Annotated in this window: 26 protein-coding genes, 1 tRNA gene and 1 pseudogene; 15 read left to right on the top strand and 13 right to left on the bottom strand. The window is 55.9% G+C overall.

Going from position 1 to position 21387, the window contains the following annotated elements:
- Positions 1-88 precede the first annotated feature (88 nt).
- The 5 genes from C1Y43_RS17180 (at position 89) to C1Y43_RS17200 (ending at position 3695) form a co-directional block, all read left to right on the top strand.
- On the top strand, positions 89-1192 hold the full coding sequence (locus C1Y43_RS17180; RefSeq protein WP_104189062.1) for an AI-2E family transporter: 1104 nt from the start codon (positions 89-91) through the stop codon (positions 1190-1192).
- 275 nt (positions 1193-1467) lie between these two features.
- On the top strand, positions 1468-2628 hold the full coding sequence (locus C1Y43_RS17185; RefSeq protein WP_104189064.1) for a diguanylate phosphodiesterase: 1161 nt from the start codon (positions 1468-1470) through the stop codon (positions 2626-2628).
- Positions 2629-2694: 66 nt separating this feature from the next.
- Positions 2695-2976: a hypothetical protein gene (locus C1Y43_RS17190; RefSeq protein ID WP_088516275.1), complete on the top strand. Its 282-nt coding sequence runs from the start codon at positions 2695-2697 to the stop codon at positions 2974-2976.
- A gap of 180 nt (positions 2977-3156) precedes the next feature.
- Positions 3157-3417, top strand: a complete 261-nt coding sequence (locus C1Y43_RS17195; protein WP_021508609.1) for a hypothetical protein — start codon at positions 3157-3159, stop codon at positions 3415-3417.
- Between the two features lie 80 nt (positions 3418-3497).
- Positions 3498-3695: a hypothetical protein gene (locus C1Y43_RS17200; protein ID WP_021508610.1), complete on the top strand. Its 198-nt coding sequence runs from the start codon at positions 3498-3500 to the stop codon at positions 3693-3695.
- A 32-nt stretch (positions 3696-3727) separates the two neighbouring features.
- Here C1Y43_RS17200 and C1Y43_RS17205 read toward each other — a convergent pair whose 3' ends face one another.
- The 3 genes from C1Y43_RS17205 to ycgZ all read right to left on the bottom strand — a co-directional run bounded on the left by C1Y43_RS17205 (position 3728) and on the right by ycgZ (position 4740).
- Positions 3728-3994: a biofilm development regulator YmgB/AriR family protein gene (locus C1Y43_RS17205; RefSeq protein WP_104189066.1), complete on the bottom strand. Its 267-nt coding sequence runs from the start codon at positions 3992-3994 to the stop codon at positions 3728-3730.
- A 134-nt stretch (positions 3995-4128) separates the two neighbouring features.
- Positions 4129-4398, bottom strand: coding sequence for a hypothetical protein (locus C1Y43_RS17210; protein ID WP_058775261.1), 270 nt, complete (start codon positions 4396-4398; stop codon positions 4129-4131).
- A gap of 99 nt (positions 4399-4497) precedes the next feature.
- Entirely contained in the window at positions 4498-4740 is a 243-nt protein-coding gene (gene ycgZ, locus C1Y43_RS17215) for a regulatory protein YcgZ (RefSeq protein WP_021508613.1), read from the bottom strand.
- Between the two features lie 312 nt (positions 4741-5052).
- Here ycgZ and C1Y43_RS17220 point away from each other — a divergent pair, with 312 nt between their 5' ends.
- A complete protein-coding gene (locus C1Y43_RS17220; RefSeq protein WP_021508614.1) occupies positions 5053-5292 on the top strand; it encodes a biofilm development regulator YmgB/AriR family protein in 240 nt (79 codons plus the stop codon).
- Positions 5293-5513: 221 nt separating this feature from the next.
- Here the strand turns inward: C1Y43_RS17220 and C1Y43_RS17225 are convergent, their stop codons facing one another.
- Together C1Y43_RS17225 and C1Y43_RS17230 are read right to left on the bottom strand one after the other, a co-directional pair.
- Positions 5514-5774: a hypothetical protein gene (locus C1Y43_RS17225; RefSeq protein ID WP_031279895.1), complete on the bottom strand. Its 261-nt coding sequence runs from the start codon at positions 5772-5774 to the stop codon at positions 5514-5516.
- A gap of 164 nt (positions 5775-5938) precedes the next feature.
- A complete protein-coding gene (locus C1Y43_RS17230) occupies positions 5939-7402 on the bottom strand; it encodes a sugar porter family MFS transporter (RefSeq protein WP_104189068.1) in 1464 nt (487 codons plus the stop codon).
- 342 nt (positions 7403-7744) lie between these two features.
- Here C1Y43_RS17230 and C1Y43_RS17235 point away from each other — a divergent pair, with 342 nt between their 5' ends.
- Positions 7745-8320: a TetR/AcrR family transcriptional regulator gene (locus tag C1Y43_RS17235; RefSeq protein ID WP_104189069.1), complete on the top strand. Its 576-nt coding sequence runs from the start codon at positions 7745-7747 to the stop codon at positions 8318-8320.
- A gap of 23 nt (positions 8321-8343) precedes the next feature.
- On the opposite strand, the gene C1Y43_RS17240 is transcribed toward C1Y43_RS17235, so the two are convergent.
- Both C1Y43_RS17240 and C1Y43_RS17245 read right to left on the bottom strand, forming a co-directional pair.
- Positions 8344-9024, bottom strand: a complete 681-nt coding sequence (locus C1Y43_RS17240) for a BPL-N domain-containing protein (RefSeq protein ID WP_223815640.1) — start codon at positions 9022-9024, stop codon at positions 8344-8346.
- 299 nt (positions 9025-9323) lie between these two features.
- Complete coding sequence (locus C1Y43_RS17245; protein ID WP_104189071.1) at positions 9324-9779, bottom strand: MarR family winged helix-turn-helix transcriptional regulator; 456 nt, start codon at positions 9777-9779, stop codon at positions 9324-9326.
- A gap of 76 nt (positions 9780-9855) precedes the next feature.
- Here C1Y43_RS17245 and C1Y43_RS17250 point away from each other — a divergent pair, with 76 nt between their 5' ends.
- On the top strand, positions 9856-10935 hold the full coding sequence (locus C1Y43_RS17250; RefSeq protein WP_104189073.1) for an NAD(P)/FAD-dependent oxidoreductase: 1080 nt from the start codon (positions 9856-9858) through the stop codon (positions 10933-10935).
- A 31-nt stretch (positions 10936-10966) separates the two neighbouring features.
- Here C1Y43_RS17250 and C1Y43_RS17255 read toward each other — a convergent pair whose 3' ends face one another.
- The 3 genes from C1Y43_RS17255 to C1Y43_RS17265 form a co-directional block, all read right to left on the bottom strand.
- Positions 10967-11182: a hypothetical protein gene (locus C1Y43_RS17255; RefSeq protein ID WP_021508621.1), complete on the bottom strand. Its 216-nt coding sequence runs from the start codon at positions 11180-11182 to the stop codon at positions 10967-10969.
- 150 nt (positions 11183-11332) lie between these two features.
- On the bottom strand, positions 11333-11758 hold the full coding sequence (locus C1Y43_RS17260; protein ID WP_233209851.1) for a cell envelope integrity TolA C-terminal domain-containing protein: 426 nt from the start codon (positions 11756-11758) through the stop codon (positions 11333-11335).
- Positions 11759-12119: 361 nt separating this feature from the next.
- Positions 12120-13664, bottom strand: coding sequence for a methyl-accepting chemotaxis protein (locus C1Y43_RS17265; RefSeq protein ID WP_058769414.1), 1545 nt, complete (start codon positions 13662-13664; stop codon positions 12120-12122).
- Positions 13665-14477: 813 nt separating this feature from the next.
- Between C1Y43_RS17265 and C1Y43_RS17270 the strand changes: the two are divergent.
- Positions 14478-14636, top strand: a pseudogene (locus C1Y43_RS17270) (integrase); the annotation flags it as partial.
- A gap of 15 nt (positions 14637-14651) precedes the next feature.
- Here C1Y43_RS17270 and C1Y43_RS17275 read toward each other — a convergent pair.
- Positions 14652-14728: transfer RNA gene (locus tag C1Y43_RS17275), tRNA-Arg, on the bottom strand.
- Positions 14729-14823: 95 nt separating this feature from the next.
- The gene (locus C1Y43_RS17280; protein WP_058769413.1) at positions 14824-15327 is read right to left on the bottom strand and encodes a DUF1198 family protein; all 504 of its coding nucleotides are present in this window, start codon (positions 15325-15327) and stop codon (positions 14824-14826) included.
- 175 nt (positions 15328-15502) lie between these two features.
- On the opposite strand from C1Y43_RS17280, the gene folD reads away from it, so the two are divergent.
- On the top strand, positions 15503-16369 hold the full coding sequence (gene folD / locus C1Y43_RS17285; RefSeq protein ID WP_021508629.1) for a bifunctional methylenetetrahydrofolate dehydrogenase/methenyltetrahydrofolate cyclohydrolase FolD: 867 nt from the start codon (positions 15503-15505) through the stop codon (positions 16367-16369).
- A complete protein-coding gene (gene ybcJ / locus C1Y43_RS17290; RefSeq protein WP_010618497.1) occupies positions 16369-16581 on the top strand; it encodes a ribosome-associated protein YbcJ in 213 nt (70 codons plus the stop codon). The genes folD and ybcJ overlap by 1 nt, the downstream gene beginning before the upstream one ends.
- Before the next feature lie 82 nt (positions 16582-16663).
- Here ybcJ and cysS read toward each other — a convergent pair whose 3' ends face one another.
- The gene (cysS, locus tag C1Y43_RS17295; RefSeq protein WP_021508630.1) at positions 16664-18049 is read right to left on the bottom strand and encodes a cysteine--tRNA ligase; all 1386 of its coding nucleotides are present in this window, start codon (positions 18047-18049) and stop codon (positions 16664-16666) included.
- Between the two features lie 218 nt (positions 18050-18267).
- Here cysS and ppiB point away from each other — a divergent pair, with 218 nt between their 5' ends.
- The 4 genes from ppiB (at position 18268) to purK (ending at position 21182) form a co-directional block, all read left to right on the top strand.
- Entirely contained in the window at positions 18268-18762 is a 495-nt protein-coding gene (gene ppiB, locus C1Y43_RS17300) for a peptidylprolyl isomerase B (protein WP_021508631.1), read from the top strand.
- A complete protein-coding gene (locus C1Y43_RS17305; protein WP_058781235.1) occupies positions 18762-19478 on the top strand; it encodes a UDP-2,3-diacylglucosamine diphosphatase in 717 nt (238 codons plus the stop codon). The genes ppiB and C1Y43_RS17305 overlap by 1 nt, the downstream gene beginning before the upstream one ends.
- Positions 19479-19611: 133 nt before the next feature.
- Positions 19612-20121 carry a 5-(carboxyamino)imidazole ribonucleotide mutase gene (gene purE / locus C1Y43_RS17315; RefSeq protein ID WP_021508633.1) on the top strand — a complete coding sequence of 170 codons (510 nt, stop codon included), beginning with the start codon at positions 19612-19614 and terminating at the stop codon, positions 20119-20121.
- Entirely contained in the window at positions 20118-21182 is a 1065-nt protein-coding gene (gene purK, locus C1Y43_RS17320) for a 5-(carboxyamino)imidazole ribonucleotide synthase (protein ID WP_104189075.1), read from the top strand. Before purE ends, purK begins: the two co-directional genes overlap by 4 nt.
- Positions 21183-21387 lie beyond the last annotated feature (205 nt).

Below are 21387 nucleotides of genomic sequence, written 5' to 3' on the forward strand. Positions count from 1 at the left end.
GCACGCCTTGCCTTGCGCGCTAAAAACATTACATTCCGCAAAAGCCGTTCTATAGTTCATTCGCTACGTTTATCTGCGAGGCTTTTGCATGCGTGTTAAAGGGTTAAATATCGGTTTCTTTATAGTGATTCTGGCGATTGTCACGATCGCCTTTTTTGATGTGCTGGCGCCCTATTTCTCCGCCATTTTGTGGGCGGCGATTCTGGCGGTGATCTTTGCGCCACTGAAGTCACTGCTGCGGCGTAAAATGGGCGACCGCAACGGGCTGGCCTCTTTTGTGACCTTACTGATTATCTGCCTGATCGTGTTTACGCCGCTGGCGATCATCACCTCGTCGCTGGTGGTCGAGATCAATACGGTGTACACCAAGCTGCAAACCAATTCCGCGCAGTTCCCGGCGGTATTTGCCTCGCTGCTGCAGCACCTGCCGGAGTGGGCACAAACCTGGCTGGCGGATCACAATCTGAACAATGCCGCACAGATTCAGCAAAAACTCTCCGGCTTTGCGCTGAAGGGCGGACAATACATGGCGGGCAGCGTGTTCCTGATCGGTAAAGGGACTTTCACCTTCACCGTGGGCTTTGGCGTGATGCTTTATCTGCTGTTTTTCCTGTTGAAAGACGGCGCCTGGCTGGTCGGGCTGATTCTCGAAGCGCTGCCGCTCTCCACCTATGTTAAGCACCATCTGCTGATGAAATTTGCCGCTGTATCGCGCGCGACGGTCAAGGGCACGGTGGTGGTGGCCGTGGTGCAGGGGGTGCTTGGTGGCTTTGCCTTCTGGATCACCGACATCGACGGCAGCCTGCTGTGGGGTGCGCTGATGGCGTTCCTGTCGCTGATCCCGGCAGTCGGCTCGGCTATCGTCTGGGTGCCCGCGGCCATCTTCTTCTTCGCCACCGGTGCGCTGTGGAAAGGCCTGTTCCTGGTGGGCTTCTTCGTTATCGTGGTCGGGCTGGTGGACAATATACTGCGTCCGCTGCTGGTCGGCAAAGATACCAAAATGCCGGATTACCTGATCCTGATTGCCACGCTGGGCGGCATGGAAGTGTACGGCATCAACGGCTTCGTGATTGGTCCCTTGATCGCTGCCCTGTTCATCGCCTGCTGGAATCTGCTCTCCGGCCGCGACAACCGGGAAAACGTCGAAGAGATCGACGAAGAGTTTATCGAAGAGGGTAAAACCCGCGAGTAGCAGCGGTACAACAGCTAAAGACCTGCTGTCGGGCTACTATCGCTCACTGGCAGGCTCATCCGAAGCGGCGCTTTAAAGCGCCGCTTGTCTTTTCAGCGCGGCCGCCAGGCTGTCACGCACGCAACGCAGTCAGCACCTTTCCCGACCTTTGACTCGCGCCTTCCCACTTTTACCGGGCTCAAACAGCCGCTGGGCAGCGTTCAGCCCGGACGTTTCACAATTTAACCCATGCTGCTAAGGTGTCAGAGGACAATCGCGACAATCTGGAGCGTAAAATGCTTACAACAATAATTTACCGCAGCCACATCTCTGAAGATGTTCCCGTCAATATCCTGCCGGAGATGGTGGCAAAAGCGAGTCTGCTCAATGCTGAGCATCATGTTACCGGCATCCTGCTGTTTAACGGCACGCACTTTTTTCAAATCCTGGAAGGACCAGAGCACGGCGTTCTGGCAATCTACGCCCGCATCTGTGCCGACCGGCGTCATCACAATGTGGTCGAGCTGATGCGCGACTACTCCCCTTCGCGGCGTTTCGGTAATGCCGGCATGGAGCTGTTCGATTTGCGTACTCACCACAGCGGCAGTGTGCTGCAGGCGGTGCTTGATCGCGGCACGTCGAAATATCAGCTGACCTATGACGATCGCGGGCTACAGTTCCTCAGAACCTTTGTCGAAGCGCGTGAAAAAGAGAACTACTTTGAAGTGCCGCCAGCTGATTTCTGGGAGTTCATCCCCGCGGAAGGGCAATCTCCCGCGCCGGCCAGTGGCGTCACTTTCCGCCCTGTGGTTGATCCCCTTGGCCGTGAAGTGACGGCCATTGAGGCGATTCCGCACGCGCAACCCGCCGGACTCGGGGAACATGAGCGTTACACTCATGACATCAACGTGGTGACAGACGCACTGCATAAAGCCGGCCAGGCCTGTCCCGATGGCATGACGCTGTATATCAGTATCCTGCCGATGACGCTGGTTTATCTTCCCGATGCGGTAAGTCAGCTGGTCAGCGCCATCGCGCAGGCGGAGCTGGTGCCGCAGCAAATCATTCTTGGCGTGAGCGAAACGGAAGTCATCTCCCGGCTCGAAGACTTTTCCACGGCGGTCAGACAGCTGAAAGAGGCAGGCATCAGCCTTTCAATTGATAACTTCGGCGACGGCTCGGCAGGTCTCTCTTTACTGGCGCACGTCCAGCCTGACCGGGTACGTATCGGCGCAAATATTGTACGTGATATTCATCGTAGCGGCCCGAAGCAGGCGGTGATGCAGGCGGTCATCCGCTGTTGTTCGGCGCTGGAAATCAACGTCATTGCAGCCGGTATCGAGCGTCCCGAAGAGTGGATGTGGCTGGAGGCGGCCGGGATCATCGATTTCCAGGGCAGCCTGTTTACGCCTGAGGGCGGCGCCGTGGCATGGCCTGAGAGCCGCGAGGCGATCTGAAAGCGGTTAAGCCTGACGACGCAGAACCTCTGAAGAGATAAAACGTCAGGCTCACAGGAGAAGACAATGCTGAGCGATGCCCGACTGCAGTTTATATCCAGCCATCCGGAGGAGAACGAACCGGAGGCGGTTTCCATGGCGCGCGAGTTACTTCGGTACCGCAGTGCGCTGGCGCAGCCATGGGCTGTGGTGGAGGCACTGGGTGTGAAGTACGTGGAGGACGGTAACGGGGCGATGATCTGGCCGGCGCGTTACTGCGAACGCGGCGACACCTTACTTTATCGTCTGGATCAGGCGGCTTCAGAGGTCAGCGGGCGCGCTGAAGCCGCGGAACCCGTCAGAAAGTAGCGCCGTGATGGCCGGCGCAAACGCAAATGTCATCCTCTTTACAACGCCGGCAAATCAATATGCTGATCATTGCGCCGATAACCCGCGTCCGGCATCTTTTAGCGGAGTTTGATGTGCTCAATGTGTCCGGGTGAGATTCCTGTGGTAAGCTCATTGCCCTAACCGCAGCCGGACAGACTGATGAAAAACAATTTTGACGATAAAATGGCGGATATCATCATCGGAGAAGCCGTAACGGCGTTACTCGATGATAACGTCGCCATAAGCTGGGCGGCCCTCAACGACAGGCTGCAGGCGATGCTTGACCGCGAAACAGACAGTGACCGCATTCGTGCTGTGCTGCGTGTCATTGAGGACGTCAGACGGGAAATGGAGATGAGCGCGGTGAAGAAAGAGGCGTTCACTGCCGGGCATTTTTCTTTTTCCGGCAAGCTGCACTGATCGCTGCCTGACAATCTGCCGCGCCTGACGCTGTGGTTTCTGCTATACTGTATGCTTATCCACCAACGGATGGAGGTCATTTGAGCGATGACACTACCGCCGAAGATATCTACGCCGTTATTGGAACGGTTGTGGCGCGCCTTCTTAAGCCGGACCAGCACCTGACACTTCAGGACATTACCCATGCACTGCATCATCTTGGCGAAACGGCAAGCGAAGATGAACTGCGGCAGGCCTGTTTAAACGCCATCAGTATGCTTGTGAAGCAGATGCACTAAGCTTAATCTACTGCTCCGGCTTACTAACCTTTTCAGAACCCTTCATCATCCGGCGTTCTGCCGACCACGATTTCAAGCACGTTGCGCAGTACATCCAGTTTGACAATATCGGTGGTCATCTCAAGCTCTGCGATGAGATACAGGATGATGGTTTTGCTCGTCACTTTTTGGCCATGGATGACGATGTCGCGAATCACAGCATCCAGTGCCGCGGCTTCGGCCGCATAGCGCTCACCGCCGCTGCGAAAATGGTGAATAAGGGCCGCTTCAGCGCTGAATGCGTGTTCGTTGGTTTGCATATGTAGTTATCCGTAAACCGGGCGCTGCTGACAGCCCGTTGGTCGCCAAAAAAATCGGCCATCCTGAGATGGCCGTGTTATGCCGGGCGTCCTGCCGCACTCCGGTTAATCACGAGATCGTATCGTCCCTGTCATTAATGCTTTTTACCAGCCCTGGGTTGTGACATCCCGCCCAGAGCAGCCATCGGCTTTTCACGATTTTCCCGGGCTGCTGACTGCATCTGCAGCTCCCTGATGGCGATCCTGATCGCCTCCAGACGGTCGGGATTAAATTCCTCTGCAGCCATTGACCGGAGTCGGGCTGAAACGGTCGCCACATTGATTCGTTCATTATTATCGAGCAGCCTGACCACCGCCTCGCCCAGGACGATTTCGGTTAAACGTTCAATTTGACTTCTCTGCATGCCCACCCCCTGCGGGACTGTGCCCTTTCGGACAAGTGGCTGACCCTTCCCGGGTCATAAAGCGCATGCTGCAGGTACCACCGATTATCCCTTTTCGTATCAGCGTTCAAACAGCATGCCAATCAGCGTCTGGTAATGACGCTCTTCTTCATAATTTGCCGCGACCTCAAGGCGTCTCAGCAGTTTGGTGCAGATCGCCTTACGGTTGAGGTTTTTTCCTGCGCGCAGGATCTCAACGACAATCTGCCCCAGCGTTTCCTGCTGAGTAGGTGCTGTCGCTCTGCTGAAATAGCGGGCAATCTCACTGGCGCTGTCTGGAAATTTTGCAACATTCTGACGCATGATGAACCCCTCGAATGGTTAAAATACCGTCGCTTCTCTCTGTGCGTAAACTTATACAAAGAAATAAAACTTGTACAGCAATACTGTTTCTTTATTAGCTACGTTCTTGTGCAAAAAATGCTAACACCTTAATCTCAGGGGCTTACATACTGAAATAATCGGCGTAAGGGGTGGGTTCAGCGGCAGGAAAAACGGTATCGGTTTGGACAACCCGCTGATTACCTGACACGGTATGAGGATTGTTGCTGTACAGACGATATCGTATCGGTTACTTTGCGCCCTACAAGATGATCGTGTGCTGCAGGTGGACAAATGAGAAACAACGGGCTGCCGCCTTGTCACAATACCGGACTAGCCGGTTACTTCAGTCAGGTCACCGATCCCCGCCAGATTGCGCTACTGGGACGCATCACCGTTGAAATTTTGCGTCAGGAACGTCGGCTGACGCGCACCGCGATCTGCCTCAAGCTTATCGGGCACATCAATGACACGGACGATGACGTCGAAGCGGAACAGGCACGTTCCCTGCTGGCGATGCTGTTTGGTCGCTGATCGTTTGATTCATCCGCTCACCTTCAGCGCGTTGCACATCCGTCGCTAAAGCCCGCATCCGTTGCCACATGCCGCGTTGCCGAAAATCGTTAATACGAGGTTTGATGGTGGTGAAGACGTCATCCCTGACAGTTTTCTCCGGCCGGTACACGCTAACGCGCGTCCGATGAGGTCATCTACGTTGTCGTCTTCCGGCCAGAGCCGGACTACGTCTTATGGCGTCAGTTCTTCTCGTCGTTCAGGCCTGCAAGCGTCTGCAGGTACGGCACATGGATCGCGGCCTGCTCAGGCTCATCAAAGCTTCTGAGCCAGCCGATCGCCTCTGAAATCGCGGACAGGCGTGTGTCGCTGCCGCCAGCGCGTTTCATGTGTCTGAGCTCGTCGATAAGCGTATTAACGCTGATCTTCTTTTTGCCCAAAGCCAGGCTTAGTGCCGCTTCGCCAATAATGACGTGCCCTTTCCCGTCGTGTTGAATAGACAAATTTACTTCCTCCATTTCACGTTGATGAGAACCTCACGTCACACTGTAGACCCTATTGAGCGAACCGGTGCAGGCAAGTTCTGAAATGAAGCCTGTAACAGGAATTATTTAACAGAGTATGGCGATAATGCCGCGGCGGGTGCCGCGGCACAGCGTGCTGGGGATCAGGTTGATGACGCGGCTTGATCCGCAGGTTCACCAAAATGCTCGCGCATGTGAGATTCAATCTCTTCCAGTGATTTCCCCCGGGTTTCCGGCAACATCACGGCAATAAACATCAGGGAAGCCACATTGATTGCGGCAAAGATAAAGAACGCCTTATTACCAACCAGCGACAGCAAAGGCGGAAATGCAAGCGCTACCACGGCGTTGCATATCCACTGAAACGCTACCGCTGAACCGGTTAATACCCCGCGAACTTTCATCGGAAATAACTCCGACATCAGCAGCCAGTAAACCGGGGAAATGCACATCTGCATAAAGAACAGGAACACCAGAATACACGCCAGTGCCAGCAGACTTTGCGTCAGGCTTTGCGGCATGAGAACCAGCACCGCGCCCAGCGCCAGCTGCATCGCAATCACCACCGACAGCCCGGTCATCAGCATCGGGCGCCGGCCGAAATGACTGATGGCTTTAATGCCGGCAAAGGTGGCCAGTACCGATACCACCCCGTTGCCGATGGTGGCCGCAATCGAAGCACTGGTGCCCAGCCCGGTACTTTTCAGAATGACTGGCGTGTAATACATGAAGGCGTTGACGCCGGTAAACTGCGCGACAATGCCCATGCCGCAGCCCAGCAGCAGCAGACGCACAATCCATTTCTCTTTTAACAGTTCGCGCGCGGGTGGCCCCTGACGGGCTTCGCGGGCATTCTGCCGCATCTCTGCCATCTCTTTTTTAATCTCGCGCGGATTTTCCCGCAGTTTGCGCAGGATACGCAGCGCCTCATTAAAGCGTCCTTCCGCCACCATCCAGTGCGGTGAGGCCGGGACAAAAAAGGTGCCAATAAACAGCAGAATGCCGGGGATCATCGCCAGCGACAGCATATAGCGCCACATGCCCGGATCGTGCAGCAGCAAACTCATGGCGGCGCTGACGACGTAAGCCAGCAGTTGCCCTGACACAATCATCAGTTCGTTGCGGCTGACCAGCGGTGCCCGGCGCTTAGGACCGGCAATTTCAGCGATAAAGACCGGAACCGTTGACGATCCGCCGCCCACCGCGAAACCCAGAATAAAGCGCATCACCACCATGATTTCCAGATTCGGCGCAACCGTGGTGCCTAACGCTCCGGCAATGAACAACAGGGCAAGGCTGCGTAACGTGATACGGCGACCAAAGCGGTCCGAGACATAACCGCTGATGAACGCGCCGAGCGCGGAGCCAAAGGTGAGCGCAGAGGTCACCAGCCCTTCGGTAAATGGCGTGAGATCGAGACCGCCCTGCGCGACGGGCAGCGTCATGTAGGGCAGCGCGCCGGAAATAATGCCGGTGTCGTAGCCAAACGCCAGCGCGCCCATCGTGGCGACTAACACCACAAAAAACAGGCGCTGCTGAACAGTAAATGTCAGGCTGCCGCTATCATCGGATTGAGACTGCGAAGGATTTTGCTTGCTATCGTCCATGGGTGATTCAAGACCTGGTCAATGACGGGATAAAAAGGAGGTTTGAGTATAGTCAGAAACGAGAAAGTGTGAGGCCGGTCACGATTTTTGCCCGATGGCGACGGAATAAAATCCTGCACCGCCCTGACTGCACAGCGCATGTTTGCGCCGCAGCCGCGCGCTCGCACTGCGCTCAAACCCTGGCTGGCCTGCTGAAATCCCGCCCCCGACAGGGGGAAAATTTTCTGCTAAGGTACGCTGGCTGGTTAATGAGAAACACGCTGAGGCGTAACGCAGAAAGGCAGGTCCGGTGACAGGTTGCTGAATTAACGTTCAGGACAACGGTGTCTTTTAAGGTAGAACGTGAAAAAAGAAACGGTTAAGAAAAATATCATTCTCGCGGCGCTGCAGCTTTTTCGGGAGCGCGGCTTCAACAATGTTTCAACCCGCGATCTGACCAATACGCTGGGCATATCCCGCAGCCATATCTACCACTATTTCAAAAACTGGGATGCGCTGAGGCTGGACTCGATTGCTTTCATGCTGGATGAGGACGTTGCCGCTTTCTCTGTAGAGAGCGAAAAGAGGGATGATTCACAGCATGACACCTTTTTTCGTGCGCTGGTGGATTATCTCCTGCCAGACGGGCCGGCTTCTCACTGGTTGATCTACCTCGAGTTGTGGCCGCTGGCGGCAAGGGATAAGCAATTTGAGCAGCTGTTGCTCTCCAGCACGCAGACGTGGACAGCGATCATCCGTCAGGGCTTATCCGGCCAGGCATTTGGCCACCTCAGCGAAGCAGGTAAAGACGAGGTGGCGCGTAATCTTCACGCCCTGATTGACGGTTACTCAAGCGCGCTTATTCTTAACTACTCTGCGGATAAGCGGACACATTTTTTTCTTGAGATAATGGCCGCCTTGCAGAAACTTTGTCGCTAGCAGGGATTTTTCCACATAGCCGCTTACCTCCCTGGCTTTAAATCATTAAACAGCCTGGCCATCTTGCTGCCGGCTGAGGTGTAGGCCGGATTGTTTTTCTCCGGCGCCATCCAGCTTTCATCCGCTTCCGGATGCGGTCCGCTCAGGAGCACCGTGCCTTTACCGTAAGTATATTTCGCCAGCGCGATATCACCGTTGGCATAGCGCGCCAGAGCGACGAAGCCGTGCGCGTCTTCGGCATTCAGGTAAGGACCATCCTGATAATAAAATTTTTCGGTTTTACCCTGCCAGACAACATCGACAACGTAATCGCCCTCGTCGGGTATGTTAGTCCCCTTGCGCATGACTTCAGAGTCCAGCGATGAGGGGATCAGCCCCAGCCAGTTTTCATCGGCCAGATACGCGCCCATGCACAATCCGAGAAAGCTTTTTCCATTGCGGACAAATTTGCGTATGGCCTCAGCCCCTTCGTCGCCCAGCGCAGCAAAGGCGCCGGGGATGTCCTGCCCGCCTCCGGGCTGGATGTACACATCAAAAGTGGCGAGATTATCCTCCGTGACCTTTATTTTTTCCTGCTCTCCGACATACGCGATGTCCAGCGGCAGACCGCTCTGTTCCAGCGCTTTACGGACCATTTCTGAGCAGCCCGGACAGCCCGCACCGCCGCGATAGATAGCGACATGGGTGACGGCAGCACTGGCCATATTCGCGGTGGCTAACCCGCCAGCAAGCAGAATGGCAGCATACGTCAGAAGGTTCTTCATCAGATAACGCCAGAAACGGGAGGAGGCTCTCAGTAACATTGTTTTCACCATTAGCGGCTGGATCAGGCTCAAAATTAGAGCGAATGCTCAATTTAGAGCTAGCCTGAAGAGGCTGTCAACAGCCTGTCAACGCGAAAAATACAAGTCCCTGTTTTAATTAATCTTTCACACAATCCCGTCAACGGCTGCCGCGATTGTGCAGGTTACAGAAGGAGTGTCTGAAGCTGACCGGCCGGGAGTTATTCGATAAAACCGCTGGCTGACTGCCGTAACCGCCCGGTGATAGCGATCAGCCCTTCGATGTCTTCCGGCGTCAGCAAATCGAGGAAATTTCGCCGCACGCCTGCGGCATGTATCGGCCGCGCTGTAGCAAGCAGCTGGCTCCCGGCCGCTGTCATGCGGACTGAAATCCCTGCGCGAGTTGCGCGGCTGCGCTGTACCAGATCCCGGGCGGCCATACGTGAAAGCTGGTGCGATAGCCGCGACTTGTCCCACTCAAGGTATTCCAGCAGCTCACGCTGCAGCAGTACGCCCTGCGGACTGCGGTTGATTTCCATCAGGATCATGAAATCCGGACCGGACAACCCGGTCGCCTCATTGATCTCTCTGACAATGCGTCCGGTGATGACTTCAGCAAGCCGGCGATATCCGCGCCATGCCTGCCACTCTGCGTTTGAAATCTCTGTGCTGCCCATTATTTATCCCGTCACGTAGTTGATATGTCAACTTTGTGATTATACAGTATCCACTTTACATCGGGGAAGAACAGACATGTCGGACAAACTGACTATCGCTATCGTGGGCGGCGGCCCGGCAGGCCTCACGGCGGCCGTGATTCTTCAGCGCCACGGTTTTAACGTAACGGTGTTTGAGGATGAGCCGGCGGATGCTGCACGGAGTCAGGGCGGTTCGCTTGATTTGCATGCTGACAGCGGCCAGGCGGCACTGCGCAGAGCGGGCCTGCTGGAGCAGTTCATCAGTATCGCCAGGCATGAGGATCAGGAAAGCCGGATGCTGAATTACCTTACCGGAGACATTGAGGTCGACATATTCACGCCGGAAGGTGAAATGGATAAACCGGAGATCGATCGCGGTGAGTTGAAAAACCTGCTGCTGAGCGCCCTGTTACCGCAGACCCTGCAGTGGGATCACAAACTGCATTACGTTGACTATGGCCAGCAAAAAGCGCACGGGCTGGTATTCAGAAACGGCAGGCGCTACGAAGCCGATATCGTGATTGGTGCTGACGGTGCCTGGTCGCGGGTCCGCCGTTACCTGACGCCGGTACGTCCGGTTTATACCGGCATTACCTTTTTCGAAGGCTGGATAGATCACCCGTCCGACCAAATCAACAGCATTGCCGGCAACGGGACCGCGTTCAGCTTTGGCGGTGCGCAGGCGCTGGTCACGCAACGCAACGGCGGCGGGAGGATTTGCGTCTATGCAGCGATGAAGCGCGCCCCTGATGCCATCGATCAACACATAGCTTCCTCCGGCCTCACCGCCTGGGTGCGCGACAGCTACCGCGACTGGGCCGCTTCCCTGCAATTGGTGGTGAACGCCACCGGTGACTATGTCAGACGCCCGATTTACAGCCTGCCCGCCGATTTTGGCTGGGCACCACGGCCGGGCATCACCCTGATTGGCGATGCAGCTCACCTGATGCCGCCGGTTGGCGTCGGAGTCAACCTGGCGATGCTTGATGCTTCAGACCTGGCTCTGGCACTGTGCGAGGCCTCGCACCCGCAGAACGGACTGCGCTCTGCGGAGACCCTGATTATGGAACGCGCACGCGACATGATGCCTGATGCAATAGCGAGGTTTCAGAACTGGTTCGATGAGAAAGCCTGACACCAGTTTTACGTGACCAGCCACCCGCGGTTTACTGTTGCTTTTGTTCCGCCTCTTTCTGTTTTTTGGCGGCCATGTGGTGGCCCACCGCGCAGCCCGCTGCCGCTCCGGCAACGCCATGATGAACCAGATGACCTGCCACGCCGCCAGCGACGGCGCCTTTCAGACACCCTTTTGCCTCTGCCTGGGCGCTAACGACTAAAAGAAGGCCTGCCGCTGCCAGGGCCGCAATCCACTGTTTTTTCATTGCCTTGAATCTCCATAAAGATACGTGTTATGTCAGTAATGCTGAGCATAGCCTGGCAGAACTGACGGCGTGATATACAGGGGTTAAACGGCAAACTTTGTTACCTATGGTTACGCTTATGCAGCAACGGTCTGATCGGGAGAAAGCCAGTCAGGGCGCAAAACGCACCGGTATCTTTTCTTTCAGATACGCAGGCCGCATGGGAAAGGTATTGGCATCTATCGCCTGCTTTACCGCATCGATAGCGACGGCGCACAGATCAGCATCTCCGCCCTGCGCAGTGACGTTTGTCGGTGGCTGACCTAAGGGCTGCGTAATGACCAAATCACAGGTCTTACCGTGATATAAATTCGCGTCAAAAAACCGATACTGTATTGCGGTAACGGCCTGACAAAGCCACAGATGCGTATCTTTATTTGCTATTTGCGAGGAGGTTTGCGATTCGCACTCGCTTCTTATCTCGGAAGCGGTTGGAAACCTGAATGACTGCCTTGCTGTTTGTTTAGTATGGGACTGGCAGCCGACTAATAACATGACGGCGATAAGTGAGAGTGTTTTTTTCATCATGGCTTCCATGCAGATCATTTATGCATTTATATCATCCCGGACAGATTGCGGAAACCGCGCCTGCTATCGGGTTGCTTTCGCATTGGCAGCGAATACTCACAACCCAGCAACCGACCGCATTACAGATGTGAGAATAAACAGCGTAACGTCTCAAGCCAATTCGCAGACCCCCTCAAAGGTTGCAAAATAAGGCCAGCGTGTTTTGGCCAGCCTGACATGGCGGGGTAGGTTTCTGTTGAAAGGTCGGGACGGCTGCAGAATAAATTCAGCAAACATCTTTCCGCCCCACCCGACTCAATCCCCAATATGCACGTGATTTATTGAGCGTCCTTAGTCTTATTTCTACTCAGAAACGCTGAGCCCTTTTACGTCAGACACGAAATGTGTCCACCATCCCCCGCAGAGCGTGCGCCTGCTCAGAGAGAGACTGAGACGCCGAAGAGGACTCTTCAACCAGCGCAGCGTTATTCTGCGTGACACCATCCATCTGACTTACCGCAATGCTAACCTGAGAAATGCCCTGCATCTGTTCTGAAGAAGCCAGTGAAATATTATCCATGGCCTCTGCCAGTTCGCCCACCATGCTGACAATCTTCAATATGCTCTGCCCTGTACCTGCTGCCACCTCAACGCCGCTTTCGACTTGCTCAACGGCCTGTTCAATCAGCTGTTTGATGTCGCGAGCAGCATTTGCACTGCGCTGTGCAAGCGTTCTGACTTCACCGGCAACCACGGCAAAACCGCGTCCTTCTTCACCTGCCCGTGCGGCCTCCACCGCTGCGTTGAGCGCCAGAATGTTGGTCTGGAAGGCAATGCTTTCGATCACGGAGGTGATGTCCCGTACCTTTGTCGCGCTCAATGAGATCTCATTCATGGTTTCAGACATACGCTGTACGTCGGCCTCTCCTGCGCGTGCCAGCGTTGCCGCATCCCGGGCAGACCCAGCGGTCTGCTGCGCGCCGGCCGTATTACTTTTCACGGTGGCGGTAAGCTGCTCCATACTGGCCGCAGTTTCCTGCAGCGCTGCAGCCTGCTCCTCGGTGCGGGATGACAATTCTGTATTGCCCTGTGATATCTCATCCGCTGCCAGCGCCACAGAAGCAGCAGAGTCTTTTATCTTTGACACCAGACCACGCAGGTTTGCCTGCATGCCATCCAGAGAAGCCATCAGGCTGGTACTGTCATTGTTTCGCAGCGTTACAGGCGTCGTCAAATCGCCAGAAGCAATGGTTGCCGCAAGAGTCTGCGCCTGTACAGGCTCGCCGCCCAGCTGACGCATCAGTACGCGAATGGTCATAACGCACGTTCCCACTGCCAGCAGTGCTGATGCGGCCGCGAGCAACATCAGGATCAGCGATGCCCGGCGTGTCGCCTGACTGTTGGTTTCAACAGCGGACTGCGTATTTTTCATCTGAACCAGCGTCATGTCATTAAGCGCTTTGAGCAAGGTACTCTGCACCGGGCGCGTGACATTCAGCAGATAGGCAGTGGCTTCCTCGGCACGATTTTCAAGACCGAGCCGGCCAGCCTGCTTGAGCGAGGCAAGTGCAGGCTCCTCAGCTTCAGTAATGCGGCTCATGACTTCCCGCCCCTGCGGTGTTGAATCCTCCTGCATCACCTCAGCCAAAGCCTTGCGGCTGGCTATATACTGCGCTTCTTGTTTTTGTACGCGCTCCCATTCAGGCTTCATTGCCTCAATATCCGTTAAGAGCGCCAGGTTACGAACCGCAATGCCCATATCCCTGATGCTGCCACGCATATCCAGCACCAGCTGATACTTTTTCATTTTGACGTTAACCGCATCGTCCATACCTTTGCTCGCATTACTCAGAGCGTTGAGCGCAATGCCGGTACAGATAATAAAAAGTACAACAAGCAGGCCAAAGCCCGTTGCAAGTCGGGTGGATATTTTCATATTAATTCTCGCTGTAAGTAGATGAGAGTGTCGGATATGAATGTGTTATCGGCATTGTGTGACGCAGATTCATCACCCGGAATAGTTAATTTTAAAATTTATTTCGGACCCGTTATTCAGATTTACGTGGGTTACATATCGCTATATTAGTGACACTCTCAATATAAAATTACCCCCCGGCTTTTTGAGAGAAACAATTCTTGCATGCAGGTAATCAATACCTGGCTTAAAACCCTCCGCACCAGGAAATTTTTCACCGATATGCTACCGCTGACACCCTCTTCTTTTCCTGACGCAATAATTCTGGCAACGTTCAGGAGCGATAACCAACCAATTGATTTTAATGAAAAAAAATAATGAATGAATTTTCTTCAACTGACCTGCAATCCTGCCAACGCTAAACACCTGTTATCATCCAGCCGTAACGCCACTAAACCAGAAAAAGAAAAATAGCCCGCAAAGTTTTTATAAAAGGTTAATTATTATTTACTATCCCCACTTAAAAGGTGACAGGTTGATATTAACGGCCGTAAGTATTTAGCAGGAATGGCCTGACGCGCTCCCGAATCAGGTGCCATAATTATTTCTCAAACATTTTCAATGAATATCATCATCCGCGCCTGACTGACAGAGATTCAGAAAATTCACCTGGCAGGAAACCTCGTATCTATCCTGAATGGTCAGGTTAACGTATATAATTCCGGCCTGAAAAGGCATCGCGTGTTGACTGTCAGCGGGAGTATTTCATCAGGGCGCATAGGCCACAATGAGCTGGCGTTTTGTCGCGTCACGCCGTGCTGTAGCCTCAGCACAGAAATGAGCGCATGGGAAAGCATCGAAATGGTTCGCAGGTATGCTCACCTGGCACCTAATCATCTGACAGAGCATGCGAGGCAAATTGACGCGATTTTTGGCAGTCGTGTCCCAAATCTGTCCCACGGTGAAATTTTGAAGGCTGAAGGAGGTTTTTAAGTGATTGATTTTATTTGGCACGCCCTACAGGATTCGAACCTGTGACCTACGGCTTAGAAGGCCGGTGCTCTATCCAGCTGAGCTAAGGGCGCATAGAAGATGCGTCGGATTATACGTCGGCACGCTGGCGCGTCAACGTTTTTGCCGCCAACGGGCAGCAGAGTGTCGAGGGAATGAACAATTCGCCTTAATGACGCTGACGCCACTCGCTCAGCGAGACCAGATTACTCACCTCCGCGGATTCCCCTTCCAGTTCAATCCCCTGCGGCGTAAAGCGCGCATTATACTGCTCGCGTAACGCATTCAGCTCCTGGCTGTCCGGCTCCAGCTGGCGCAGAAAGCCCAGCGCCAGCAACAGCTGCTGCCGTGAAATCAGGGCGGAGAACCCCGCCTTCGTCAGAATGTGATGCCAGCGCTGTGCGTTCTCATCGCTGCCATCGACAATCAGCACCTGCCAGATCAGCAGCACTGCCGCGCCATTATTGAGGTGCACTTCGTTGTCGCCGCGAATGTAATCGGTGAACTCGTTTGCCGCCTCTTTGCCCATCTGCGCAAGCAGCGATTCAACATGCACCGGCGGCAGCTGCAGCCGCTTGCTGAGCGCCTGCGCGGCGTGGCGCGAACCGGCGGTCAGCAGCTGAAATCCCACAACAAACACTATCGCCAGCGTGGCGAGCATCAACCAAATCATCACGTGTTCCACATCATTGCCTGGCGGGCATAATACGCGCTAAGCCTGGTGCGCGCCACGGCGAAAAATCGGGAAACCGGTCGCGTAAACGAATCTGTGACTGACAGCCGCACGCGCTTCTGACAGAATAGGCGCCATCCCCGATTTAACTCTCTACAGATGGATTTCCTCTCTGATGGCAGCAAAAATTATTGACGGTAAAACGATTGCGCAGCAGGTGCGCCTTGAGGTTGCCGAAAAAGTGCAGCAGCGTCTCGCTGCCGGTAAACGCGCCCCTGGCCTGGCCGTGGTGCTGGTCGGTGAAAACCCGGCATCGCAGATCTATGTCGCTAACAAACGCCGCGCCTGCGAAGAGGTCGGTTTTGTCTCGCGCGCTTATAACCTGCCCGCCAGCACCAGCGAAGCCGAGCTGCTGGATGTGATCGATGAGCTGAACAATGACGACGCTATCGACGGCATTCTGGTGCAACTGCCGCTGCCGGCCGGGATCGACAACGTCAAAGTGCTGGAGCGCATTACGCCGGACAAAGACGTTGATGGCTTCCATCCTTATAACGTCGGTCGTCTGTGCCAGCGCGCCCCTAAGCTGCGTCCGTGTACGCCACGCGGCATCGTCACGCTGCTGGAGCGCTATAACATCGATACCTACGGCCTGAACGCCGTGGTGGTTGGCGCATCGAATATCGTCGGTCGCCCGATGAGCATGGAGCTGCTGCTGGCCGGCTGCACCACCACCGTCACTCACCGTTTTACCAAAGATCTGCGCCATCACGTTGAGCATGCCGACCTGCTGGTAGTGGCAGTCGGTAAGCCGGGCTTTATCCCGGGCGACTGGATTAAACCAGGTGCGATTGTGATTGATGTCGGCATTAACCGGCTGGAAAGCGGCAAAGTGGTCGGCGATGTGGATTTTGCGTCAGCCTCTGAGCGCGCGGCTTACATCACGCCTGTACCGGGCGGCGTGGGCCCGATGACGGTCGCCACGCTGATTGAGAACACGCTGCTGGCGTGCGAACAGTATCACGACGTGGAGCAGGCATAATGGCGAGTTTTTCACTGGGTAAACATGCGCACGTTGATTTATGCGATCTGCTGAAGCTGGAAGGCTGGGTGGAGAGCGGCGCGCAGGCCAAAGCGGTGATCGACGAAGGCGAAGTGCGCGTTGATGGTGCCATCGAGACGCGTAAGCGCTGCAAGATTTTTCCCGGTCAGACGGTTGAGTTTGCCGGTCAGCGCGTAACGGTTGTGGCCTGATTAGCCAGGTGCGCATGAATGCGCACCCTACACCCGTTGATCGCTGGTGATAAAAAGGGCGAACCGCAGTTCGCCCTTTTTGTTATTTACGGCGCCAGCTTGACCCCTGCGGGCCATCTTCCACGATTACGCCCAGCTCGTTCAGCTTGTCACGTGCGATGTCTGCCTGCGCCCAGTCTTTTGCAGCACGCGCATCGGCGCGGGTTTTCACCCAGTGTTCAATCTCTGCCACTTCGTCGGCATTGACCTGTGCGCCACTCTGCAGGAACTGCTCCGGATCCTGCTGCAGAATGCCCAGTACATCGGCCAGCTGACGCAGTTTCGCGGCCAGCGCATCGGCGGCGGCTTTATCTTCACCCTTCAGGCGATTGACTTCACGCGCCATATCGAAGAGCACCGAGTAAGCTTCCGGCGTGTTGAAATCATCGTCCATGGCGGTACGGAAGCGGGCTTCAAACGCCTCACCGCCAGCCGGCGTCGCGCTGGCATCGGTATGGCGCAGCGCGGTGTAAAGGCGCTCCAGCGCCGCGCGTGCCTGATTCAGGTTATCTTCGCCATAGTTAAGCTGGCTGCGATAGTGGCCGGACATCAGGAAGTAGCGCACGGTTTCCGCATCGTAGTGCTGCAACACATCGCGCACGGTAAAGAAGTTGCCGAGCGATTTCGACATCTTTTCCCGGTCAACCATCACCATGCCGGAGTGCATCCAGTAGTTCACGTACGGGCCATCGTGTGCACAGGTCGACTGCGCCACTTCGTTCTCATGGTGCGGGAACATCAGGTCTGAACCGCCGCCGTGGATGTCGAAATGGGTGCCAAGCTGTTTGCAGTTCATCGCCGAGCACTCAATGTGCCAGCCCGGACGGCCATTGCCCCACGGTGAGTTCCACGCCGGCTCATCGGCTTTGGACATTTTCCACAGCACAAAGTCCATCGGGTTGCGCTTCACTTCCGCCACTTCCACGCGCGCGCCGGCCTGCAGCTGTTCGAGATCCTGACGCGACAGCGCGCCGTAATCTTTATCGCTCAGCACATCAAACATCACGTCGCCGTTATCAGCCACGTAGGCATGGCCGCGATCGATCAGCTTGCCGACCAGTTCGATGATCTCCGCGATGTGGCGCGTGGCGCGTGGCTCGAGATCCGGCGGCAGAATACCCAGCGCGGCAAAATCTTTGTGCATTTCGGCGATCATCCGGTTGGTCAGCGTTTCGATGCTTTCCCCGTTTTCGTTGGCACGTTTGATGATCTTGTCATCGATGTCAGTGATATTACGCACGTATTTCAGCTTATAGCCCACGTAACGCAGGTAACGCGCGACCACGTCGAATGCCACAAAGGTACGCCCATGGCCGATATGACAGAGGTCGTAAACCGTGATTCCACACACGTACATACCGATTTCACCGGCATGAATGGGTTTAAATTCCTCTTTCTGGCGACTCAGGGTGTTATAGATCTTTAGCATTGAACGATTCCGTTGTTTACGTGTGCGGGATACGCCTTCTTGATGTAGCCGGTTATTGTGCCGTATTTTTCCGACTTGTGCATCGCTCGCTTCGCAACTGCCGTTGCCTTACTGACGCGTTATTGGAAATTGTGATATAAGAGGCGTCTACAAAAATGCCCCGCCGCCTTGCCGGTGCGGCAGTTGATACTGACGACAACCTCCACAGGACGAATATAATGGTCACTTTCCAGACGAACCATGGCGATATCGTAATCAAAACCTTCGATGACAAAGCGCCGGCTACCGTACAGAACTTCCTGGACTACTGCCGTGAAGGTTTCTACGACAACACCATTTTTCACCGCGTGATCAACGGATTCATGATTCAGGGCGGCGGTTTCGAGCCGGGCATGAAGCAGAAAGCCACCAAAGCAGACATCCGCAACGAAGCCAATAACGGCCTGAAAAACACCAAAGGCACGCTGGCGATGGCGCGTACCCAGGCACCTCACTCGGCCACCGCACAGTTCTTCATCAACGTTGCCGATAACGACTTCCTGAACTTCCGTGACGAAAGCCTGCAGGGCTGGGGTTACTGCGTGTTTGCTGAAGTGGTTGAAGGCATGGACGTGGTCGAAAAAATCAAAGCAGTGAAAACCGGCCGCAGCGGCATGCACCAGGACGTGCCGGTTGATGACGTGATCATCCAGAAAGTGACCGTCAGCGAGTAATGTCGCGCACGCTGTTTATCGCAGATTTACATCTGTGTCAGGAAGAACCGGCAATCACTGCCGGTTTTCTGCATTTTTTGCAGGGGGAAGCGCAGCAGTGTGATGCGCTTTACATCCTTGGCGATCTGTTTGAAGCCTGGATTGGCGATGACGATCCTAATCCGCTGCATCAGCAGATCGCCGACGCCCTGCGTGCCCTGCCGGTGCCAAAATTCTTTATTCACGGCAATCGCGACTTCCTGTTAGGTCAACAGTTCGCCCGCGCCAGCGGCATGACGCTGCTGCCCGAAGAGCAGGTGCTGGAGCGCTATGGTCAGCGCGTGCTGATGATGCATGGCGACACGCTGTGTACGGACGATCACGGTTATCAGCGTTTTCGCGCCAAAGTCCATCAGCGCTGGCTGCAGCGGCTGTTTCTCGCGCTGCCGTTGCGTCTGCGCATGCGCATTGCTGCGCGGATGCGGGCCGACAGCAAGCAGGCCAACCAGCACAAGTCACTGAGCATCATGGACGTCAACCCGCAGGCAGTAGCCGCGGCGATGACGCGCCAGCAGGTGTCGATCCTGGTTCACGGCCACACCCATCGCCCGGCGATTCATCAGTTCGAGCTCGCCGGCACGCCAGCGCAACGCGCGGTGCTGGGCGCGTGGCATGAGCGCGGATCGATGATTCAGCTGGACGCACAGGGCGTGCAGTTGATCGAATTTCCTTTCTGATTGTTTGCGGCGGAAATGCCGGTTTTCCGCCCACGCAACCGTTTTCCTTGCCGCTGTCTCGTGCTATTCTCTGTGCCCTTCTTTACCTGCCCGCCCGGCCAGGTTCGTTTGATTATTCACAGGAGTTGACCGCATGTCATCCAACGCCGCCCCGGCCCGTATCGCCATCGTCATGGGTTCCAAAAGTGACTGGGCTACCATGCAGTTCGCCGAGGAAATCCTTAACAGCCTGGATGTCCCGTTCCACGTTGAAGTGGTCTCTGCGCACCGTACGCCAGATAAGCTGTTCAGCTTTGCAGAGCGCGCAGCCGACAACGGTTTTCAGGTGATCATCGCCGGTGCCGGCGGTGCGGCGCACCTGCCAGGCATGCTGGCGGCGAAAACCCTGCTGCCGGTGCTGGGCGTACCGGTACAGAGCGCAGCGCTGAGCGGCGTGGACAGCCTCTACTCCATCGTACAAATGCCGCGCGGGATTCCAGTCGGTACGCTGGCCATCGGTAAAGCCGGTGCCGCCAACGCCGCACTGCTGGCGGCGCAGATCCTGGCGATTCACGATCGCGATCTGGCTGCACGCCTGGCCGCCTGGCGTCAGAGCCAGACCGATGAGGTGCTGAATAATCCGGATCCGCGGGAGGACGCATGAAGCCAGTTTGCGTACTCGGCAACGGTCAGCTGGGCCGCATGCTGCGCCAGGCCGGCGAGCCGCTGGGCATCGCCGTGTATCCGGTCGGGCTGGACGCGGAGCCGTCGGCACTGCCGATCGCGCAAAGCGTGATCACCGCGGAAATCGAGCGCTGGCCGGAAACCGCGCTGACGCGCGAGCTGGCTAACCATCCGGCGTTCGTCAACCGCGATATTTTTCCGCGCCTCGCCGATCGCCTGACGCAAAAGCAGTTGCTCGATCAACTCAACCTGGCAACCGCGCCGTGGCAGTTGCTGGCCGATAAAAGCGAGTGGCCGGCGGTATTTAGCACGCTGGGCGAGCTGGCGATCGTCAAGCGCCGCACCGGCGGCTACGACGGCCGCGGTCAGTGGCGCCTGCGCGCCGACGAAACCGCAACGCTGCCGGATGAGTGCTACGGCGAGTGCATCGTTGAGCAGGGTATTAACTTCAGCGGTGAAGTCTCGCTGGTGGGCGCGCGTGGGCACGATGGCCGCACGGTGTTTTATCCGCTGACGCACAACCTGCATCAGGACGGCATCCTGCGGACCAGCTTTGCCTTCCCGCAGGCTGATGCCGCGCAACAGCAGCAGGCAGAAGCGATGCTGAGCGCGATCATGCATGAGCTGAAGTACGTGGGCGTGATGGCGATGGAGTGTTTCGTCACGCCGCAGGGCTTGCTGATCAATGAGCTGGCACCGCGCGTGCACAACAGCGGCCACTGGACGCAGAATGGCGCCTCTATCAGCCAGTTTGAACTGCACCTGCGTGCGGTGCTCGGTCTGCCGCTGCCGCAGCCGGTGGTGTTTGCGCCGTCGGTGATGGTCAACCTGATTGGCACCGACCTCAATACCGACTGGCTGCAGCAGCCGCTGGTACATCTGCACTGGTACGACAAAGAAGTCCGCGCCGGACGCAAGGTCGGGCACCTGAATCTGACCGACAGCGATCCGGCACGCCTCACCGCCGCACTCAATGCGCTGGTACCGCTGCTGCCTGATGCCTATGCGAGCGGCATCGCGTGGGCCGTGGCGAAGCTGTAGTTCTGCGGTGTTTCCCTCACCCTTGCCCTCTCCCACAGGGAGAGGGGATTATACGGTGCGATTTTTCAGTTTGACGCTCACCTTAATGTCCTGAAGTGCAGAATCACGCATACGGGCTCGATCGGCCCCCCTCTCCCGTGGGAGAGGGAACCATGCGCTGCGATTTTTCAGTTTGACACTCACCTGAACGTTCTGAAGTGCAGAA

The sequence above is a fragment of the Pantoea sp. ICBG 828 genome (assembly GCF_002928355.1).
Lineage (GTDB): Bacteria > Pseudomonadota > Gammaproteobacteria > Enterobacterales > Enterobacteriaceae > Pantoea > Pantoea dispersa.

Excerpts from the sequence above, each read along its gene's own strand:
- C1Y43_RS17180 (WP_104189062.1), top strand. The coding sequence starts at position 89 with ATGCGTGTTAAAGGGTTAAATATCGGTTTCTTTATAGTGATTCTGGCG.
- purK (WP_104189075.1), top strand. The coding sequence starts at position 20,118 with ATGAAGCCAGTTTGCGTACTCGGCAACGGTCAGCTGGGCCGCATGCTG.
- cysS (WP_021508630.1), bottom strand. The coding sequence starts at position 18,049 with ATGCTAAAGATCTATAACACCCTGAGTCGCCAGAAAGAGGAATTTAAA.
- folD (WP_021508629.1), top strand. The coding sequence starts at position 15,503 with ATGGCAGCAAAAATTATTGACGGTAAAACGATTGCGCAGCAGGTGCGC.
- C1Y43_RS17280 (WP_058769413.1), bottom strand. The coding sequence starts at position 15,327 with ATGATTTGGTTGATGCTCGCCACGCTGGCGATAGTGTTTGTTGTGGGA.
- ybcJ (WP_010618497.1), top strand. The coding sequence starts at position 16,369 with ATGGCGAGTTTTTCACTGGGTAAACATGCGCACGTTGATTTATGCGAT.
- ppiB (WP_021508631.1), top strand. The coding sequence starts at position 18,268 with ATGGTCACTTTCCAGACGAACCATGGCGATATCGTAATCAAAACCTTC.
- C1Y43_RS17190 (WP_088516275.1), top strand. The coding sequence starts at position 2,695 with ATGCTGAGCGATGCCCGACTGCAGTTTATATCCAGCCATCCGGAGGAG.
- C1Y43_RS17255 (WP_021508621.1), bottom strand. The coding sequence starts at position 11,182 with ATGAAAAAACAGTGGATTGCGGCCCTGGCAGCGGCAGGCCTTCTTTTA.
- C1Y43_RS17245 (WP_104189071.1), bottom strand. The coding sequence starts at position 9,779 with ATGGGCAGCACAGAGATTTCAAACGCAGAGTGGCAGGCATGGCGCGGA.
- C1Y43_RS17205 (WP_104189066.1), bottom strand. The coding sequence starts at position 3,994 with ATGCAAACCAACGAACACGCATTCAGCGCTGAAGCGGCCCTTATTCAC.
- C1Y43_RS17195 (WP_021508609.1), top strand. The coding sequence starts at position 3,157 with ATGAAAAACAATTTTGACGATAAAATGGCGGATATCATCATCGGAGAA.
- C1Y43_RS17265 (WP_058769414.1), bottom strand. The coding sequence starts at position 13,664 with ATGAAAATATCCACCCGACTTGCAACGGGCTTTGGCCTGCTTGTTGTA.
- C1Y43_RS17260 (WP_233209851.1), bottom strand. The coding sequence starts at position 11,758 with ATGGAAGCCATGATGAAAAAAACACTCTCACTTATCGCCGTCATGTTA.
- C1Y43_RS17230 (WP_104189068.1), bottom strand. The coding sequence starts at position 7,402 with ATGGACGATAGCAAGCAAAATCCTTCGCAGTCTCAATCCGATGATAGC.
- ycgZ (WP_021508613.1), bottom strand. The coding sequence starts at position 4,740 with ATGCGTCAGAATGTTGCAAAATTTCCAGACAGCGCCAGTGAGATTGCC.
- purE (WP_021508633.1), top strand. The coding sequence starts at position 19,612 with ATGTCATCCAACGCCGCCCCGGCCCGTATCGCCATCGTCATGGGTTCC.
- C1Y43_RS17305 (WP_058781235.1), top strand. The coding sequence starts at position 18,762 with ATGTCGCGCACGCTGTTTATCGCAGATTTACATCTGTGTCAGGAAGAA.
- C1Y43_RS17185 (WP_104189064.1), top strand. The coding sequence starts at position 1,468 with ATGCTTACAACAATAATTTACCGCAGCCACATCTCTGAAGATGTTCCC.
- C1Y43_RS17220 (WP_021508614.1), top strand. The coding sequence starts at position 5,053 with ATGAGAAACAACGGGCTGCCGCCTTGTCACAATACCGGACTAGCCGGT.
- C1Y43_RS17250 (WP_104189073.1), top strand. The coding sequence starts at position 9,856 with ATGTCGGACAAACTGACTATCGCTATCGTGGGCGGCGGCCCGGCAGGC.
- C1Y43_RS17240 (WP_223815640.1), bottom strand. The coding sequence starts at position 9,024 with ATGGCCAGTGCTGCCGTCACCCATGTCGCTATCTATCGCGGCGGTGCG.
- C1Y43_RS17210 (WP_058775261.1), bottom strand. The coding sequence starts at position 4,398 with ATGCAGAGAAGTCAAATTGAACGTTTAACCGAAATCGTCCTGGGCGAG.